Here is an 18,833-nt window from a genome sequence, read left to right as displayed (position 1 = left end):
TAACACTGACTACCCGCACAGATCAACCATTCGCATCTTCGTTTTTGGCGCTGGTCTGCGTTACCGCACCTGTCGGTTAGGATCGTCCGGTGCATCTTTGACACTCTCCTCAGCACCGGCCGGGTGTGACTTGCCAACGTTGATATCCTCAGGCACGGGAGAAGCAGCAAGCTTCTTGCCTGTTTCAGCGCCGTCTTTCTGAGAGGCATTTTCGTTCTGGCTATCCTGTATCGCTTGTTGCTGAGCCCGCCAGGTCTGAAGCGCTTTGAAACGCTGGCTGGCAACTGTTTCGATTGTCTGCCTCAGCTGCGCATCATGCTCAAGCGCTGCCTTGAAATCTCTGGCCGACAACTCAAGCAGCTTGGTGTACCCCAGCGACCGCACCTCGAACTGACCGGTGTCATGCCCGAGCAGTTGCAACTCCCCAAAAAACTCACCTGAGCCGAGTTCCACGTGCGTTGAATCCGGCAATAGAACCGAAACAGCACCGGACGCGACAAAGAACATGGATTGCTGGTGCGGCCCGGAGCGCAACACCCGCTCGTTGGGTAGCGCAAGCCGGGGCTTGAGACGCTTTGCGAGCGGACTGATGCGGTCTGCCGGGAGATCTCGCAACACCGGCACCTGCTGCATCAGACCCGTTGGTGACAGTTCTACGTCCAGCAATGGGTTTGTGTCGAGGAAAGCCCAGCGCTTCTCCAGTTCTTGCACAAGCGCATCGTAAACCTCACCGGAAATCAGAGAATTGTCCAGCATCTGGCGGTATCTGGCCCTCTCCAGCCCTCTGGCTGCACGCCCAAGATAGGTCTGTTCGAGCCACTCTGCATACTTCGGGTATTGCAAACGTAATGCATGAAGGCTCTGCTCGACGCGCGCCAGACGCTTGCGAAGCACGTCCTGCAGCTCTTGAGCAACCGTCTCTCCAACGAGGGATGTCAGTTGCGCATCACTGAACCCGATCAGCCGACGCGTGACCCACCGCATCACGATCAACATGACAAATCGCTGACTCAGCTTTCTGCCAAGCCATCGCGGCATTCCGATGCTGTAATGCAGACGCAAAACAAGACGGAAGTGCCACGGATAGTGCAGGGAGCGTTCCATCGCACTCATGTAACCCTGCTGGCCTTTTTCTTTGGCGCCGTCCTCCATTGCTTCGGCGAATCCGAGCAAGTGATCCGCCGTACCAGAGTCTATGCCTTGATCCCGAAGGCTGTTAAACAGCATTTCAAATTCCCTGCGGGCCAGGATCGTCAGACCTAGCTTGAGGCGATCGGTATCGGCCAGTTGTGTCGTCTGATCGCGTTGCACCTCTTGAATGCTTTGCTCGAACACCTGACTGATCTTCTGACGTGCCTGACGACTGATCTGCTCGTCAACCGCCATCTTCTCGGTTTCCTGTTGCAGGATCGCTGTTGCCACAACCACGGCCTGATCCCGTAGTGCCTGCTCGCCTTCGCTCAGCTTGTCCAGGCCTAACAACTTGATCAGGGGCCGCAAGGTCAGTCCGTTGACGAGCAGCGTCCCGAGTACAAACCCTGTGGCACCGATCGCGACAAACTCGCTGATTTCATCCGACAACAGCTGATGCTCTGTGACCGACAATGCAAGCGCCAGTGACAGTGCGCCTCGTAACCCGCCCCAGCAGATCACGATCTTGTACGCTTTGCTGACTTTGGTACCTACGGCTGCCGTGACAGCTGGCATCAGGCCGAACACGGTCACAATCCGTGCCAGCAGCGCTGCTAACATCATCGTCAGGACCACAAACACATTGTCCCAGGTCACATCTGCAAGCAGCCTCGGAATCATCATGGCAGCAAACAGGAAGATCAAGGAGCTCGCCCAGAACCCCAGCTGATGCCAGGACTCGGACATCGCATAGAACGTGCTGCTGGTCATCCGGGTCCGGCCAACCGTGGAGATCACCAGACCCGCCACAACGGTCGAGACCACACCGGACACGCCGAGATAATGCTCAGGCACGATATAGGCAATGTAGGCTGTGGCGACTGACAGCGAGATTTCTGCCGTGGGCCACCCCCGCAGCAGCGAGAAGGCGGAACACGCGATCCTTCCGATGACATACCCTGCTGCAGCCCCGCCAAGCAGAAGGGTCAGGAAGTTGGTCAGGAGATGCCCAAGATTCCAGTGGATCAGACCATCGCGCGAAACAATCACGAGCAGAACCGAGTACAGTGCAATGGCAGCGGCATCGTTGAGCAGGCTTTCCCCTTCCACGATGGTCGTCAGGCGTTTTGGCGCCCCCACCTCCTTGAAGATCCCCACCACGGCAGCCGGGTCAGTGGTCGCCACAATCGCCCCCATCAGAAGACAGGTCGCCAGATTCTGAGTCGAAATCAGACTAACGCCCCAGCCAACAAACAGCGTGCAGATAAACACCGCCACGACTGCAAGCAGCATGATTGGCGCAATGTCGTTGATCAAACGTCGCACGTTCATCGCCATGGCGGCTTCAAACAGAAGCACTGGCAGGAACACAACCAGGATCGTATCCGAAGGCACTTCAAAGGCTTGCAGGGTGTCGAGATAGTCACCCACCCATGTGGGTGCCCAGCCGTGGACGTGCACCATATAGCCCAGCAGGGCGCCTGCGGCCGAGAGGGCAAGTGTGAAGGGAATCTTGAGCGCGCTCGCCAGTGGTGTCAGAAAGCACACCAGCACCAGCAACCCGGCCAGCCCAAAAACGATCATGTTTGTTTCCATGGCCGTAATAGTAGCGGGATTGTGGTTAAAAAATGGGGCAAGCAATCCTGAGATGCTTGCCCCGTTTAATCCAGATCAAGTGAGCAGATCAGCCATCCTGCAGGGCCACGCGCAGTTTCTTGAAGGCGGCGGTTTCAATCTGCCGGATCCTCTCAGCCGACACGCCGAATTCTGCGGCCAGATCGTGCAAGGTCAGCGATTCATCGTTATTGAGCCAGCGAGCCTGAACGATCCGCTTTGAGCGGGGGTCCAGGTTCTCAAGCGCTGTTGCCAGCCCTTCGCTATACAGTGCATCCTGATGTCGCTGCTCCAGCATCTGCTCTGGTCCGCCCGTTTCGTCGGCCAGATACTGGACCGGCGCGAAATCCGCATCATCATCATCGCCAGTGGACATGTCAAATGACACCTCGCGACCACTCATGCGAACTTCCATCTCTCGTACATCTTCTGTACGGACATTCAGTTCCTGGGCGATCTCGTTGACACGCTCGGTGTCAAGCTGCCCACCATCTGGTCGCATCCTTCGCAGGTTGAAGAACAACTTGCGCTGTGCCTTGGTCGTGGCAACTTTGACCAGACGCCAGTTTCGGATGATGAACTCGTGAATCTCGGCCTTGATCCAGTGGACGGCAAACGACACCAGTCGCACGCCCCGCTGGGAATCAAAGCGCTTGACCGCTTTCATGAGTCCGATGTTGCCTTCCTGGATCAAATCTGCCTGAGGCAGACCATAGCCAAAGTACTGTCTCGCAATCGACACGACCAGGCGCAAGTGTGAGAGCACCAGCTTGCGAGCAGCTTCCAGATCTTCATGTTCCTGAAGTCGGGTCGCAAGCGTTGACTCTTCTTCTGCGCTCAGCATAGGAATACGATTGACGGCCGCGATATAGGCTTCAATGGAACCCAGGGCACCCGGGTTCGAAATCGCCATCGCCATCGTATTCGGACTGACTATCAGGGCATTCTGAGCAGACATTGGTTGACCGAGCTCCATGCTTAATGGTTGTGCGTTCAAATTCTCTCTTGCTTTGTTCAGGTTGGTATTGATCGACATCATGAGATGACTGGTGAGCAGCCTTTCAAGGCGTTTGAAACATTACCCTGCCTCTCGGGCTTGAACCACTGCAACTGCGCCAACTCGTCTTGTTCGATATTAGCACTCTACGATTGAGAGTGCTAATAAGATGGTTTTTGAAAGAAATAGTTCCGGATTTTATCGCTCTCCATGCATAGTCCAGTCATCTTTGGCCAAATGACCAAGGTTGGCGGATAATCAGAGGCCTCTGCTCCAGACACCGTTCTTCAGTCCGCTCAGTGATCTTTTCGCATACCTTTCTGCACGAATGGTCACGCGCGATCCAGGTAAGACGAGCCTGCGAAAGAGATCTAACATCCAGAGTCACTGTTGTCATTTGCGAGTCAAGTTTTCATGCGCCTGCCACGCCTGTATGCTCCCGATCTTTCACAACTGGTTGTAGCAAACTTTTCCGATTCCCTGCGCACGCTCTGGTGCAATGGCCCTGACACAGAACAGTTTGATCGACTCGCGCACTGGCTTGGCGAGGCGTCTCAGAAAGAAGGCGTCCGATTGCACGCCTGGACCATCACTCCATGTGCCATTCGACTGGTGGCGACTCCTGCGCATCAGGCATCACTCTCCCGGCTCATTCAGGGCCTTGGCAGAAGGCTGGGATCTACTCTGCGGTCTGGCCCGGTGTTTCAGGGCCGCTACCGCAGTGCCCTGCTAGAACCCGGGAGCTGGGTGATACCGGCGATCATCTGGGTTGAGAGTGCGCCTGCCGACAAAGGCTGGGCTCCCGGACCACTGGCCTGGCGATGGAGCTCTGCTGGTTCACACGCCGGATCTGAACGCGGGCTGATCTCGCAGCTAGGCTTTCATCATGATTACTGGAGCTGTGGAAACACACCGTTTGACCGGCAGGCCCGCCACCGGGCTGCCCTGACACGTGGACTAGAGCCCCTGGAACGAGCTCGAATAGATCAGGCGATTCGTGGGCAATGGGCACTTGGTTCGGATGCCTTTGTGGCGGGCCTCGGGACGTTGGTCAGTCGACGCGCCGTGCCAACCCGTCGTGGTCGCCCACGCAAAACAGAGAGTCACGCCCAAACCAGCGACAAGCACCAACAGGCGCAGGAGCAAAACTGAAGCGAACAAGAGAACCATCCCGGGGGGGGTCGCTCACACGTCCTGCGCCGTTATTTGATCCGTCCCTATTTGAAAAACAAATGAACTGATAGTCAATTAATTAGGGTCAGACCCTTTTTATTTCTCTTGCAAAGCACAAAAGAGGGGGTTATCGTCTCGAACCGCACGCATCAAGCGCAAGGTTTCGAAAGGAGTCGCACCATGACGACCTACCCTCTGAAGTTTCAACCCCGCCAGGCTGACGCTCCCGTCGCCCAGGGTCTGTACACCCCGCAGAACGAGCACGACGCCTGTGGCGTCGGGTTTGTCGCCCACATCAAGGGACAGCCCTCTCACGCCATCATTTCTCAGGGTCTCAAGATCCTGGAGAACCTGGACCACCGCGGCGCAGTCGGTGCTGACAAGCTGATGGGCGATGGCGCCGGCATCCTGATCCAGATTCCTGACGCGCTGTATCGCGACGAGATGGCCAGGCAGGGTGTCACCCTGCCCGCACCGGGCGAATACGGCGTGTGCATGGTCTTTCTCCCCAAGGAAATTGCATCCCGTCTGGCCTGTGAACAGGCACTCGAGCGCGCGGTGCGCACCGAAGGCCAGGTTGTACTGGGCTGGCGTGACGTGCCGGTCGACACTGACATGCCCATGTCACCCACGGTCAAGGCACGCGAGCCAGTGATCAGACAGCTCTTTATCGGGCGAGGTGAAGACGTGATGGTGCCCGATGCACTTGAGCGCAAGCTTTACGTGATCCGTAAAACCGCCAGCCACGCCATCAACGCCATGAAGCTTGCCCACGGCAAGGAGTACTTCGTACCGTCGATATCTGTGCGTACAGTCGTCTACAAGGGCTTGCTGCTGGCCGACCAGGTTGGGACCTACTACAAAGACCTTTCAGATCCTCGTGCGGTTTCTGCACTGGCTCTCGTACACCAGCGATTCTCGACCAATACTTTCCCGGCCTGGCCGCTGGCGCACCCATACCGGATGATTGCCCACAACGGTGAAATCAACACGGTCAAAGGTAACTTCAACTGGCTGCGAGCCCGTGAAGGCACCATGGAATCGGCCGTTCTCGGCCAGGACCTCTCCAAGCTGTATCCGATCGTTTACGAAGGACAGTCCGACACCGCCACCTTCGACAACTGTCTCGAGTTGCTGGCGATGTCCGGCTACTCGCTCGCACACGCCATGATGATGATGATCCCGGAAGCCTGGGAACAGCATGAACATATGGATTCTGCCCGCAGGGCCTTCTATGAGTATCACGCCGCGATGATGGAGCCGTGGGATGGCCCGGCTGCTGTGGCCTTTACTGATGGCAAACAGATCGGTGCCACACTGGACCGTAATGGTCTGCGCCCGGCTCGCTATCTGATCACGGATGACGATCTTGTCATCATGGCGTCCGAAGCGGGAGTACTGCCGATCGCCGAAAGCCGTATCGTCAAAAAGTGGCGTTTGCAGCCCGGCAAGATGTTCCTGATCGATCTGGAACAGGGCCGCATCATCGACGATGAGGAGATCAAGGCTCAGTTGTCGAACAGCCGCCCATACCGCCAATGGATCGACCGTCTGCGCATCAAGCTCGAATCTCTGCCTCAGCCAGAGTCAGCCGCAAAGGCCCAGGTACGTTCTCACGTGCCAATGCTGGATCGTCAACAGGCATTCGGCTGGACTCAGGAAGACTACAAGTTCATCCTGGAGCCCATGGCCAGCAATGGCGAGGAAGCGACCGGCTCAATGGGTAACGATGCCCCTCTGGCCGTGCTATCAGACCGATCCAAGCCTTTCTATAACTACTTCCGCCAGATGTTTGCGCAGGTGACCAATCCGCCGATCGATCCGATCCGTGAACAGCTGGTCATGTCGCTAGTCTCGTTCATTGGCCCCAAACCGAACCTGCTCGACATCAACAATGTCAATCCGCCGCTGCGTCTGGAGATTGCACAGCCTGTGCTGGACGAAGATGCGATGGCGCAAATCCGTGACGTGGAAGCGTATACGGGCAACAAGTTCCGCAGCTTCGAGCTCGACATCACCTATCCGGCCAAGTGGGGCCCCGAGGGAATCGAAGCGCGCCTGGCCGCGCTGTGCGCCAGCGCAGCCGACGCAGTCGAAAGTGGCTTCAACATTCTGATTCTGTCCGATCGCAAGGTCGACGCCGATCGTGTTGCCATCCCGGCACTGCTCGCTGTCTCGGCCATCCATCAGCATCTGATCAAACAGGGCAGCCGCACCAAGACCGGACTGGTCGTCGAAACCGGCTCGGCGCGCGAAGTACACCACTATGCGCTGCTAGGCGGCTTTGGAGCTGAGGCTGTCCACCCGTTTCTGGCACTGGAATCCATCCGTGCGTACGCCGAAGATGGTGACAAGGCCGTCAAGAACTACATCAAAGCCATCGGCAAGGGCTTGAACAAGGTGATGTCCAAGATGGGCATTTCCACCTTCATGTCCTACTGTGGCGCACAGATTTTTGAGGCGGTCGGCCTGCACTCGAGCCTGGTGCGCAAGTACTTCCCGGGAACCGCGAGCAACATCGAAGGCATCAACATCTTCGAAGTCGCCCAGGAGGCATTGCGTTCTCATCAGGCTGCTTTCAGCAAGGACCCTGTACTGGCCAATGCACTGGATGCCGGGGGTGACTACGCCTTCAGGATCCGGGGTGAAGCCCACATGTGGAACCCGGACTCTATCGCCAAACTGCAGCATGCAAGCCGGTCAAACAATTACTCGACCTATAAAGAGTACGCACAACTCATTAATGATCAGAGCCGCCACCTGATGACTCTGCGCGGTCTGTTCGAGTTCAAGTTCGACCCCGCCAAGGCCATCTCGCTGGACGAAGTCGAACCCGCTAAAGAGATCGTCAAGCGTTTTGCGACGGGTGCCATGTCGCTGGGCTCGATCTCGACCGAAGCCCACACGGTGCTGGCCGTTGCCATGAACCGCATCGGAGGAAAGTCCAATACGGGAGAAGGTGGTGAGGACGAACTGCGCTATCTGAGTGAAATGCAGACGGGCAAGAGTGACATCAAAGACGGTGACACCCTCGCATCGGTTCTGGGTGCAGAACGCATCGAGGCAGACGTTGCCCTGAAGGCTGGCGACTCCCTGCGCTCGCGAATCAAGCAGGTCGCTTCGGGACGTTTTGGTGTGAACCCGGACTATCTGGCCAGTGCCGACCAGATCCAGATCAAGATGGCCCAGGGCGCCAAGCCTGGTGAAGGGGGACAGTTGCCCGGCCACAAGGTGTCAGAATACATCGCCAAGCTGCGCTGCTCCGTGCCGGGTGTGGGCCTGATTTCGCCTCCGCCCCACCACGACATCTACTCGATCGAGGATCTGGCCCAGTTGATCCACGACTTGAAGAATACCAACCCGATCGCATCGGTCTCGGTCAAGCTCGTCTCTGAAGTGGGCGTCGGCACGATTGCGGCAGGGGTTGCCAAAGCCAAGGCTGACCATGTCACCATCTCGGGTCACGATGGCGGTACGGGCGCATCTCCGGTCTCATCCATCAAGCATGCAGGCACCCCGTGGGAGCTCGGCCTGGCTGAGACCCAGCAGACACTGGTGCTGAACCAGTTACGTAGCCGGATCCGTGTTCAGGCTGACGGCCAGATGAAAACGGGTCGGGACGTGGTCATTGGCGCCTTGCTTGGTGCCGACGAGTTCGGGTTTGCGACTGCTCCGCTGGTCGTTGAAGGCTGCATCATGATGCGCAAGTGCCACTTGAACACCTGTCCGGTAGGCGTGGCCACACAGGATCCGGTCCTTCGCAAGAAATTCCAGGGCAAGCCCGAATACGTCGTGAACTACTTCTTCTTTGTTGCCGAAGAAGTTCGGGAACTGATGGCACAACTCGGTGTGCGGACTTTCGACGAAATGGTCGGACGCACCGATCTGCTTGACACCCGTCCGGGCATTGAGCACTGGAAAGCACACGGACTTGATTTTGAGAGAGTCTTCCATCAGCCTGCAGTCGAAGGTGCGCGCTATCAGACGCAAACCCAGGATCACGGCCTTGCTGGAGCGCTCGATCACCAACTGATCGAGCGTAGCAAACCGGCCATCGAGAAAGGCGACAAGGTTTCCTTCATCATCGGCGTGCGCAACCGCAACCGTAGTGTGGGAGCGATGCTTTCTGGCCACATTGCCAAGATCTATGGCCAGAAAGGTCTCCCGGAAGACACCATTCATATTCAGTTCAACGGTAGCGCAGGCCAGAGCTTTGGCGCATTCCTGACCCGTGGTGTCACGTTTGACCTCGTTGGCGAAGGCAACGACTATGTCGGCAAGGGACTGGCAGGTGGACGGATCATCGTCCGCAGCCCCAACGATTTCCGTGGCTTTGGCCCCGAGCACATCATTGTGGGCAACACGGTTCTGTATGGCGCCACTATTGGAGAGGCTTACTTCAGTGGTGTCGCTGGTGAGCGTTTTGCGGTTCGCAACTCAGGCGCAGCCGCTGTCGTTGAAGGTGTCGGTGATCATGGATGCGAATACATGACAGGTGGCACAGTCGTCGTTCTGGGCCAGACCGGGCGCAACTTTGCCGCCGGCATGTCGGGTGGCGTGGCATATGTTTACGACCCCGAGCAGAAGTTCGCCAACAACTGCAATACTGCCATGGTCGATATCGAGCCGGTGCTAAGCACATCGGCCCAGAAAAAAGAACAAGACATAGATATCTGGCATAGCGTAGTTCGAGGCGCTGATCGCGAGACGGATGAGGCCATCCTGAAGCGGCTGGTCGAGAGTCACTTCCGCCTGACCGGAAGCTTCCGCGCACGCGACATCCTGGGCAACTGGCAGGCGTCTCGCGGCCACTTCGTCAAGGTCATGCCTACTGAGTATCGTCGCGCACTGGCCGAGCTCTGGCAATCCGCCAAAACCTCTGCGAAAGCAGCCTGATCTGGGGAATAACATGGGAAAAGTCACAGGTTTCTTGGAACTTGAACGCATCAAGGAAGCGTCAGAAGCGCCTGAGAGCCGGGTCAAGCACTGGCGCGAGTTCGTACTGCGACTCGATGACAAGCAGGCGTCAGATCAGGGGGCACGCTGCATGGATTGCGGCATCCCGTTCTGCAGCAACGGCTGTCCGGTCAACAACATCATTCCGGACTGGAATGACCTGGTCTACCGCCAGGAGTGGAAACAGGCGCTCGAAGTGCTTCACTCCACCAACAACTTTCCGGAGTTCACCGGACGCATCTGCCCTGCACCGTGCGAGGCAGCCTGTACGCTGAACATCAACAACGACGCTGTTGGCATCAAGTCGATCGAACACGCCATCATTGACAAGGGATGGGAGCAAGGCTGGGTGACCCCGCAGCCTCCTCTGCAACGCACCGGCAAGACTGTGGCCGTTGTCGGCTCTGGTCCGGCCGGACTGGCCACTGCCCAGCAGCTTGCCCGGGCAGGACACGAAGTGACGGTCTACGAAAAGCAGGATCGCATCGGTGGATTGCTCCGGTACGGCATTCCTGACTTCAAGCTCGAAAAGCATCTGATCGACCAGCGCGTTGTCCAGATGCAGGCAGAAGGTGTCACATTCAGCCCTTCGACATACATTGGTCAGCCCGATGACGCAGCTGCTCAGAATGTATCCGTCATCACGCCCGAACAGCTCAACGAGCAGTTTGACGCGATCGTTCTGTCGGGTGGCTGTGAAACCCCCGGGACTTGCCTGTTCAAGGCCGTGAACTCGATGGCGTGATGTACGCAATGGACTTCCTGCGGCCGCAGAACAAGGTTGTTGCAGGTGACAAGACCACGCAGCAGGTCCTGGCCAAAGGCAAGCATGTCGTAGTCATTGGCGGGGGAGATACCGGTTCAGACTGCGTTGGAACGAGCAACCGCCATGGCGCCAAGTCTGTCACCCAGATTGAATTGATGCCCAAGCCTCCTGTCGAGGAAAACAAGGAAATGGTCTGGCCCTACTGGCCTGCCAAGCTGCGCACATCGTCTTCTCACGAAGAAGGCGCAGATCGCGACTGGGCCATCACGACCAAATCGATCGTGGGCAGCAAGGGCAAGGTCACCAAGATCATGGCAGCCCGGGTCGAATGGAAACGCGACGAGGCAACCGGGCAGATGAAGATGCAGGAAGTGCCTGAGTCTGAATTCGAGATCAAGGCCGACCTGGTTCTGCTCGCCATGGGGTTTGTGTCACCGCTCAAGCAGGTGCTGGATGCATTTGGCGTGCAGACCGATGGTCGCGGTAATGCCTTGGCCAATACTGATGATTATCAGACCAGTGTCAGCAAAGTCTTTGCTGCGGGGGACATGCGCAGAGGCCAGTCGCTGGTAGTGTGGGCCATTCGCGAGGGACGTCAATGCGCCCGGGCAGTTGACGAGTTCCTGATGGGTGCAAGTGAGCTACCACGCTGATCAACCCATAAAACACCCATGACTGTACCGGCGTTCTGAGACTTACCCGGATTCACAAGTAAAATTAGGCATGGAATCTACTCAGACGCCGGATTTGACTCCGGCGCTTTTATTCGACAAGGTTACGCTTGGGTACGGTGATTTTACCGTTTTGCGCGATATCTCCCTGAAGGCACGGCGCGGTGAAGTCGTGGCCATCATGGGCGGGTCCGGCTCTGGCAAGACCACGATTTTGCGGGCTGCAACCGGACAATTACGCCCGTTTGCCGGTCGCATGGTCCTGTTTGACCAGGATGTCCAGACGTTTGACCAGTCTGCCTGGCAGACTATGCGCCAGCGCCTGGGTGTACTGTTTCAGCAAGGCGCGCTCTTTACGGATCTCGACGTCTTTGAGAATGTGGCGTTTCCGCTGCGCGAACACGCCTTGCTCGACGACGCAGAACTCACCGCCAAGGTGCTTGATACCCTTGAGGCGGTTGGCCTGCGTGCAGCCGCACATTTGAAGCTGTCCGAGATTTCCGGTGGCATGGCCAGACGCGTTGCACTGGCAAGGGCGGTCATCCGCTCACCGGATCTGGTCTTTTACGACGAACCGTTTGCTGGACTTGACCCCATTTCGATGGGAATTGCCGCCAGACTGATCCGCCGCCTGTCCGACCAGCTTGGATGTGCTAGTGTACTGATCACACATGATGTGTCCGAAACCTTCTCGATTGCCGACACTATTTACATTGTTGGCCAGGGAGGGCTCAAGGCGAGCGGGTCGCCCGAGGACCTGATGGCCTCCAGGGATCCCTATGTACGGCAGTTTCTGGACGGACTACCTGATGGACCGGTGGCGTTTGACTACCCGGTGACACCCGCATTCGAGCGGTGGGCCAAGGCTCGGGGAGTCGGCCGATGAACTTTCTGACGCAACTCCTGATCAGACTCGGTAGCTGGACTGGCGGCACGCTGACCGGGCTCGGGGTTTTTACACGCTTTTTCGGGGTGGTGTTGTCGCGCTGCGGCATTTTGTGGCAAAGACCGCGACTGACCATCTCGCAGATACATTTCATTGGCAACCATTCGTTGCTCATCATCGCCGTGTCAGGCCTGTTTGTCGGGTTCGTCCTGGGGCTGCAGGGCTATTACACGCTCAACCGATATGGCTCTGAAGAGGCTCTTGGGCTCCTGGTTGCGCTGTCGCTCACCCGTGAGCTGGGTCCGGTAGTGACTGCCTTGTTGTTTGCCGGACGTGCAGGCACCTCTCTGACCGCTGAGATCGGACTGATGAAGGCGGGCGAGCAGCTTGCTGCCATGGAAGTCATGGCAGTTGACCCGATCCGGCGCGTACTGGCGCCGCGATTCCTGGGTGGGGTGATTGCCATGCCGATCCTGGCTGCCGTGTTCTCGATGGTCGGCATCCTTGGTGGCTGGGTCGTCGGCGTGATCCTCATCGGCGTTGATACCGGTGCGTTCTGGTCCCAGATGCAGGATGGCGTAGACGTGTTTGCAGATGTCCTGAACGGGGTTATCAAAAGTTTCGTGTTTGGTGTCGTCGTGACACTGATCGCGCTGTATGAAGGCTGGCAGTGCCGGCCCACCCCCGAGGGCGTATCCCGAGCCACCACTCGCACGGTGGTGGCAGGTTCCCTGGCCGTACTCGGGCTTGATTTCATTTTGACTGCGCTGATGTTCAGTTAAAAAGTTTGGAGTTGCAATGAGTAATCAGAAATATGATGTCTGGGTAGGACTGTTCGTACTGCTAGGGATCATTGCGCTCGTGTTCCTGGCTTTTCGGGCTGGAAACCTGAGCAGTTTCACTTTCAGTGAGACATACCCGGTCAAGGCCAGTTTCAACAACATTGGCGGACTCAAGGTCAGAGCCCCGGTCAAGAGCGCCGGCGTGGTCGTTGGGCGGATCAAGTCTATCGAGTTCGATGACGCAACCTACCGCGCAGTCGTCACCCTCGATATCGAACGCAGGTTCGAGTTTCCGGCCGACACCTCGGCCAGTATTCTGACGTCCGGACTGCTTGGCGAACAGTACGTCGGGCTCGATGCGGGTGGTGAGGACAGGATGCTGGTTGCTGGCGACTCCATTACACTGACACAAAGCGCAGTAGTTCTGGAACAACTGATCAGCCAGTTCCTTTTCAGCACCGCTGAAAATGAAGGCGCTTCCAATCCATCAGGAAACTGACACAATGTCCACAGTTCAATTTCGAAATGTGCTGGCCGGTCTGGCTTGCTCGGTTCTCGCAGGGTGTGCCGCTGTGGGAAACGAGCCTAACCCGGCCGACCCCTGGGAAGGCTCAAACCGCAACATGTACGCCATCAACGATGCCGTTGACAAAGCGATTGTGCGTCCAGTGACGGAACTTTATGCATTCCTGGTCCCGCGTCCAGTGCGTACCTGCGTCCTCAACATGTTCGTGAACATCACCGAACCATGGTCCGGACTGAACAGCATTCTGCAAGAGCGTGGACATGACGGCATCAACACATTGGGCCGGTTCCTGCTCAATTCCACAGCGGGGATTGGTGGATGTATCGATGTCGCAAGCACTACAGGCCAGCCCCGCATTGCCAACGACTTCGGCATCACACTGGGCGTCTGGGGTGTGCCGAGTGGTCCGTACCTGGTCTTACCCATCATCGGCCCGAGTACCGTCCGGGACGGATTGAGCGACATTCCCAATCTTTACGGCAATCAGATCATCACCATCGGCCTGATCAACGATGTAGCATTGCGCAACTCTCTGTGGGGACTTGAATTTGTGGCGCGTCGTGACGCCCTGCTACCCATCTCCAAGACTGTCGACAGTACTGCGCTTGATCCTTACAGCTTTATCCGCGATGCCTACCTGCAGCGCCGTGAGGCAATGATCCGCGGCAACCTGCAAGATGCCGAACAACTACCCGACTATGAAGACTTTGAGGCCATCGAGGCCGACGAGAAAGCGTTGGGCATGAAAGAGGACACACCGCAATGAGAAAAATGACATCCAGGCAGCCCTGGTTTCTTCAAAAGATTTTCAGTTTCGTCGCCTGCGCTGGCGTTGCCTTGACGCTCGCGTCTCCGGTCGCCGCGCAAGCCAACCCCAATCCCGAAGCCCCTCCACCAGAGTTCGTCGGTCAGGTGGTCGACCAGTTGATTGATGTCATCAAGAAGGACGAAGCGGCACGCAAGCTGGATCTGGCCCGAATCAACCAGATTGTGGGTGAGTACGTTCTCCCCTATGTCAATTTCGAGAAGACAACCCGTCTGGCGGCCGGCAAGTACTGGCGTCAGGCAACACCTGAGCAACAGACCGCACTGGCCGACGCGTTTCGCAACACGCTGATCCGCACCTATAGCGGCGCTCTGACACGCGTGGACGATGGCACAAGCATGACCATCATGCCGTTCCGTGGAGACGCCAGCGCCAATGATGTCGTGGTGCAATCCCAGGTCGTGGAATCCTCCAACTCCTCACCCGTGCGGATCGACTATCGCCTCGAAAAGACGCCCCAGGGCTGGAAAATATACGACATCAACGTTGAAAACATCTGGCTGATCCAGAACTACCGCAACCAGTTCTCCCAGGAAATCAGCCGCAACGGTATTGACGGACTGATCGCTGCACTCAACAAGCGTAACAGCAGCAACTGATATGTCTTCTTTTGCGATTGAGTTCGATCGAATCCACAAAACCTATGCCCCTGCGCGCCAGAAGTTCTGGAAGCGATTCGGACAAGCACCTCAAACCGGGTTCAAGGCCTTGCAGGATGTCAGTCTGCAGGTCGAGCATGGCGAATTCTTCGGGTTGCTCGGACCCAACGGCGCGGGCAAGACTTCGCTGATCTCGATTCTGGCCGGTCTGGCACGCGCCACCGAAGGTAAAGCATCGGTCTGTGGTTACGATGTATTCAGCGAGTTCAAGCATGCCAGACGCAGTCTGGGTGTGGTACCGCAGGAACTGGTCTACGACCCCTTCTTCACAGTACGCGAGACGCTGCGACTGCAGTCCGGTTACTACGGACTTCGCCACAACGACGACTGGATCGACGAGATCCTGCACAACCTGGGCTTGACGGACAAAGCCAGCACCAACATGCGCGCCCTGTCTGGTGGCATGAAGCGCCGGGTACTGGTCGCGCAGGCACTGGTGCACAGACCGCCTGTCATCGTGCTGGATGAGCCCACTGCCGGCGTCGACGTAGACCTCAGGCGCAGCCTGTGGGAATTCATCTCAAGACTCAACAAGCAGGGACACACCATTCTGCTGACCACCCACTATCTCGAAGAGGCCGAAGCACTCTGCGGACGGATTGCCATGCTCAAGCAGGGCAAGGTCATTGCACTTGACACGACCGAAGCCCTGCTCGCACGTGTTGGTGGAGCAGGACTTGAAGAGGCATTCGTGCAGATCATGCACGCACCTGCAGCGGAGGCCCTGGCGTCATGACTCCTTCCCAGCCCACTTCCATGCAGCCACAGTTACGATCGGGCTTTAGGACGCTCCTGTACAAGGAGATGTTGCGCTTCTGGCGAGTTGCGTTCCAGACCATCGCCGCACCGGTGATGACTGCCCTTCTCTATCTGGTGATATTTGCCCAGGTTCTGCAAGACCGGGTCAAGGTCTACGACACAATCGACTACACCCAGTTCCTGATCCCGGGGCTCATGATGATGAGCATGTTGCAGAATGCGTTCGCCAACCCGTCCTCCTCGCTGATTCAGAGCCGGATCACCGGCAACCTGGTCTTCATCCTGGTGACGCCAATTTCGAATCTGGAGTTTTTTGGGGCCTATGTACTGGCCGCGGTAATGCGCGGTCTTGCAGTCGGCGCAGCAGTCTGGGGCGTGTCCATGCTGTTTCTGCAACTCCCGGTGGCATACCCGCTCTGGATTCTGGTATTTGCGGTACTAGCCTGTAGCATCATGGGCATCCTGGGCCTGATTGCGGGTTTGTGGTCCGAGAAGTTTGACCAGCTTGCCGCATTTCAGAACTTCCTGATCATGCCAGCCACATTTCTGTCTGGCGTGTTTTATTCGATTCACACCTTGCCACCGTTCTGGCAGGCCGTATCCCACTGGAATCCGATTTTTTACACGATTGACGGATTCCGGTACGGATTCTTTGGCGTTGCCGACTCATCACCCTGGCTCAGTCTGTCGGTTGTGCTGTTCGTCTTCATTACGTTAACGCTGATTGCCATGCGACTGCTGGAAACAGGCTACAAACTTAGACATTGATGGAAACCAGATATGCTGCCCACTCCTGAAGACATTCGCGGCTACATTGCCAATGGCCTGGAATGTGAACACATTGAAGTCACTGGTGATGGCGCTCACTTTGAAGCGATCATCGTGAGCCCTCACTTCGAAGGCAAGCGCCCGATTGCCAGGCATCAACTCGTCTACAAAGCACTCGGCGACAGGATGCGCGAAGAGATTCACGCCCTTTCCATGAGAACCCTGACACCCGAAGAGTACAAGGCTCAGAACTGATGGATCGACTCAGAATTACGGGTGGCAAGCGCCTGGATGGAGAAGTCACCATCTCCGGCGCGAAGAACGCAGCGCTGCCAATCCTGTGCGCGTGCCTGCTCAGTGCCGAGTCGCTGGAACTGACCAACATACCGGCACTACGGGACATCCACACATCCTTACGCTTGCTCTCGCAGCTTGGCGTGAAATCTGAGTGGACGTCCGATCAGGGCGTCACCCTGAGTGCTGCTTCGATCAGTTCAGTCGAGGCACCCTACGAACTGGTCAAGACCATGAGGGCATCAATTCTGGTGCTTGGACCGCTGGTCGCACGCTTTGGTGAAGCCCGGGTCAGTCTGCCTGGCGGTTGCGCAATCGGGCAACGTCCGGTCGACCAGCACATTCGTGGACTCGAAGCGCTCGGTGCAGAGATATCCATCGAACACGGTTATGTCGTCGCGCGGGCATCCCGGCTGAAAGGGGCCGTGATCCGTACCGACATGGTGACGGTTACTGGCACCGAGAACCTGATGATGGCCGCGACACTGGCGCAGGGCACGACAGTCCTGGAGAACGCCGCACGCGAGCCAGAAGTGGTCGATCTGGCCAACCTGCTCAACAAAATGGGCGCACACATCACTGGACATGGCACAGACCGGATCGTCATTGAAGGGGTAGAGCACCTGCACGGAGCCCGGCATCACATCATCTCTGACCGAATCGAGGCTGGCAGTTTCCTGTGTGCGGTCGCTGCGACCGGCGGCGATATCCGTCTTAACGCAGTCGAACCCCAGTACATGGGCGCGACGCTGAGCAAGCTTGCTGAAGCCGGACTCACGCTCGAACAGGGTGAGAACTGGATTCACGCCTGGATGAACCAACGCCCGCGTGCAGTCGACATCCGCACCCATGAGTACCCGGGCTTTGCGACCGACATGCAGGCACAGTTCATGGCCATGAATACCGTTGCCGATGGGGCCGCAATGATCGTGGAAACCATCTTCGAGAATCGATTCATGCACGTGCAGGAACTGATCCGTCTTGGCGCCGACATCGAAATTGACGGACATACTGCGATGGTACGCGGGGTCAGTCGCCTGTCAGGCGCGACCGTCATGGCAACCGACCTGCGAGCATCAGCGAGCCTTGTTATCGCCGGACTCGCCGCTGAAGGCGAAACAACCGTAGAACGGATCTACCACCTTGACCGGGGCTACGCAAAAATGGAAGAGAAGCTCCAGTCGCTTGGCGCATCTATCGTTCGCGTTACGAGCAAAGAAACATCATGACCACTCAAGCATCAACTCCGACCTCTCCCACCCCGCTGACACTCGCCCTTTCCAAAGGCCGGATCTTTGAAGAAACGCTGCCGCTACTGAAAAGTGCGGGTATCGAAGTGAATGAAGATCCGGAAAAGTCACGCAAACTGATTCTGGGGACCAGTCGTCCTGACGTGCGGATCATCATCGTGCGCGCATCTGATGTCCCGACCTACGTGGAATATGGTGCGGCCGACATGGGGATTGCCGGCAAAGACGTACTCGTGGAGCACGCCGCTGCCCACCCGGGTGCTCTGTACCAGCCGATTGATCTGAACATTGCCCGTTGCAAGCTATGCGTGGCCACTCGCAAGGACTTTGACTATGAGGCTGCCGTCAAACAGGGCGCCCGACTGCGGGTTGCAACCAAGTACGTCAGTGCAGCGCGTGAGCATTTTGCGTCCAAAGGCGTGTACGTAGATCTGATCAAGCTCTACGGCTCCATGGAGCTTGCACCCCTGATCGGGCTGGCTGATGCCATCGTGGATCTGGTTTCGACTGGCAACACACTCAAGGCTAACGACCTGGTCGCAGTTGAAGATATCATGCCGATTTCATCGCGTCTGATCGTCAATCGCGCCGCACTCAAACTGCGTCGAGAGGGCATCGAGCCCATCATGGAGGCTTTTGAGCGGGCAAGTCTGGCAACTATGGCATGATTACCCTGTCTAACAATAATTAGCGATTTATTCACGGCTCATTCATAGCGTCTTGGGAAGTTACGGGACGTTTCGCTACGTGTCGCTACGTGTCGCAACTTTGCCCG

The 18,833-nt window shown here is 57.2% G+C and carries 14 protein-coding genes and 1 pseudogene; 13 read left to right on the top strand and 2 right to left on the bottom strand.

Going from position 1 to position 18,833, the window contains the following annotated elements; genetic code table 11:
• Nucleotides 1-60: 60 nt before the first annotated feature.
• Nucleotides 61-2,715: a cation:proton antiporter gene (locus DBV39_RS15540; RefSeq protein WP_159078987.1), complete on the bottom strand. Its 2,655-nt coding sequence runs from the start codon at nt 2,713-2,715 to the stop codon at nt 61-63.
• Nucleotides 2,716-2,815: 100 nt separating this feature from the next.
• On the bottom strand, nt 2,816-3,703 hold the full coding sequence (gene rpoH, locus DBV39_RS15535) for an RNA polymerase sigma factor RpoH (RefSeq protein WP_108623310.1): 888 nt from the start codon (nt 3,701-3,703) through the stop codon (nt 2,816-2,818).
• A 453-nt stretch (nt 3,704-4,156) separates the two neighbouring features.
• Here rpoH and DBV39_RS15530 point away from each other — a divergent pair, with 453 nt between their 5' ends.
• The 13 genes and pseudogenes from DBV39_RS15530 to hisG all read left to right on the top strand — a co-directional run bounded on the left by DBV39_RS15530 (nt 4,157) and on the right by hisG (nt 18,726).
• Nucleotides 4,157-4,894, top strand: a complete 738-nt coding sequence (locus tag DBV39_RS15530; RefSeq protein ID WP_108622321.1) for a hypothetical protein — start codon at nt 4,157-4,159, stop codon at nt 4,892-4,894.
• Nucleotides 4,895-5,095: 201 nt separating this feature from the next.
• The gene (locus DBV39_RS15525; protein ID WP_108622320.1) at nt 5,096-9,811 is read left to right on the top strand and encodes a glutamate synthase-related protein; all 4,716 of its coding nucleotides are present in this window, start codon (nt 5,096-5,098) and stop codon (nt 9,809-9,811) included.
• Nucleotides 9,812-9,824: 13 nt separating this feature from the next.
• Nucleotides 9,825-11,290, top strand: a pseudogene (locus DBV39_RS15520) (glutamate synthase subunit beta).
• 70 nt (nt 11,291-11,360) lie between these two features.
• On the top strand, nt 11,361-12,194 hold the full coding sequence (locus tag DBV39_RS15515; RefSeq protein ID WP_108622319.1) for an ABC transporter ATP-binding protein: 834 nt from the start codon (nt 11,361-11,363) through the stop codon (nt 12,192-12,194).
• On the top strand, nt 12,191-12,976 hold the full coding sequence (gene mlaE / locus DBV39_RS15510) for a lipid asymmetry maintenance ABC transporter permease subunit MlaE (protein WP_108622318.1): 786 nt from the start codon (nt 12,191-12,193) through the stop codon (nt 12,974-12,976). Before DBV39_RS15515 ends, mlaE begins: the two co-directional genes overlap by 4 nt.
• Before the next feature lie 16 nt (nt 12,977-12,992).
• Complete coding sequence (gene mlaD / locus DBV39_RS15505; RefSeq protein ID WP_108622317.1) at nt 12,993-13,475, top strand: outer membrane lipid asymmetry maintenance protein MlaD; 483 nt, start codon at nt 12,993-12,995, stop codon at nt 13,473-13,475.
• Nucleotides 13,476-13,479: 4 nt separating this feature from the next.
• Complete coding sequence (locus DBV39_RS15500; RefSeq protein WP_108622316.1) at nt 13,480-14,268, top strand: MlaA family lipoprotein; 789 nt, start codon at nt 13,480-13,482, stop codon at nt 14,266-14,268.
• 5 nt (nt 14,269-14,273) lie between these two features.
• Nucleotides 14,274-14,927, top strand: coding sequence for an MlaC/ttg2D family ABC transporter substrate-binding protein (locus DBV39_RS15495; protein ID WP_108623309.1), 654 nt, complete (start codon nt 14,274-14,276; stop codon nt 14,925-14,927).
• A 1-nt stretch (nt 14,928) separates the two neighbouring features.
• Entirely contained in the window at nt 14,929-15,723 is a 795-nt protein-coding gene (locus DBV39_RS15490; protein ID WP_108622315.1) for an ABC transporter ATP-binding protein, read from the top strand.
• Nucleotides 15,720-16,514: an ABC transporter permease gene (locus DBV39_RS15485; RefSeq protein ID WP_108622314.1), complete on the top strand. Its 795-nt coding sequence runs from the start codon at nt 15,720-15,722 to the stop codon at nt 16,512-16,514. The genes DBV39_RS15490 and DBV39_RS15485 overlap by 4 nt, the downstream gene beginning before the upstream one ends.
• 12 nt (nt 16,515-16,526) lie before the next feature.
• On the top strand, nt 16,527-16,769 hold the full coding sequence (locus DBV39_RS15480) for a BolA family protein (RefSeq protein WP_108622313.1): 243 nt from the start codon (nt 16,527-16,529) through the stop codon (nt 16,767-16,769).
• Nucleotides 16,769-18,037 carry a UDP-N-acetylglucosamine 1-carboxyvinyltransferase gene (gene murA, locus DBV39_RS15475; RefSeq protein WP_108622312.1) on the top strand — a complete coding sequence of 423 codons (1,269 nt, stop codon included), beginning with the start codon at nt 16,769-16,771 and terminating at the stop codon, nt 18,035-18,037. The genes DBV39_RS15480 and murA overlap by 1 nt, the downstream gene beginning before the upstream one ends.
• The gene (hisG, locus tag DBV39_RS15470; protein ID WP_108622311.1) at nt 18,034-18,726 is read left to right on the top strand and encodes an ATP phosphoribosyltransferase; all 693 of its coding nucleotides are present in this window, start codon (nt 18,034-18,036) and stop codon (nt 18,724-18,726) included. Before murA ends, hisG begins: the two co-directional genes overlap by 4 nt.
• The last annotated feature ends 107 nt before the right edge of the window (nt 18,727-18,833 follow it).

It is taken from the genome of Orrella marina (genome assembly GCF_003058465.1).
GTDB lineage: Bacteria > Pseudomonadota > Gammaproteobacteria > Burkholderiales > Burkholderiaceae_B > Algicoccus > Algicoccus marinus.
The sequence above is the reverse complement of the archived record's forward strand: the minus strand, read 5'-3'. Positions and strand labels throughout refer to the sequence as shown.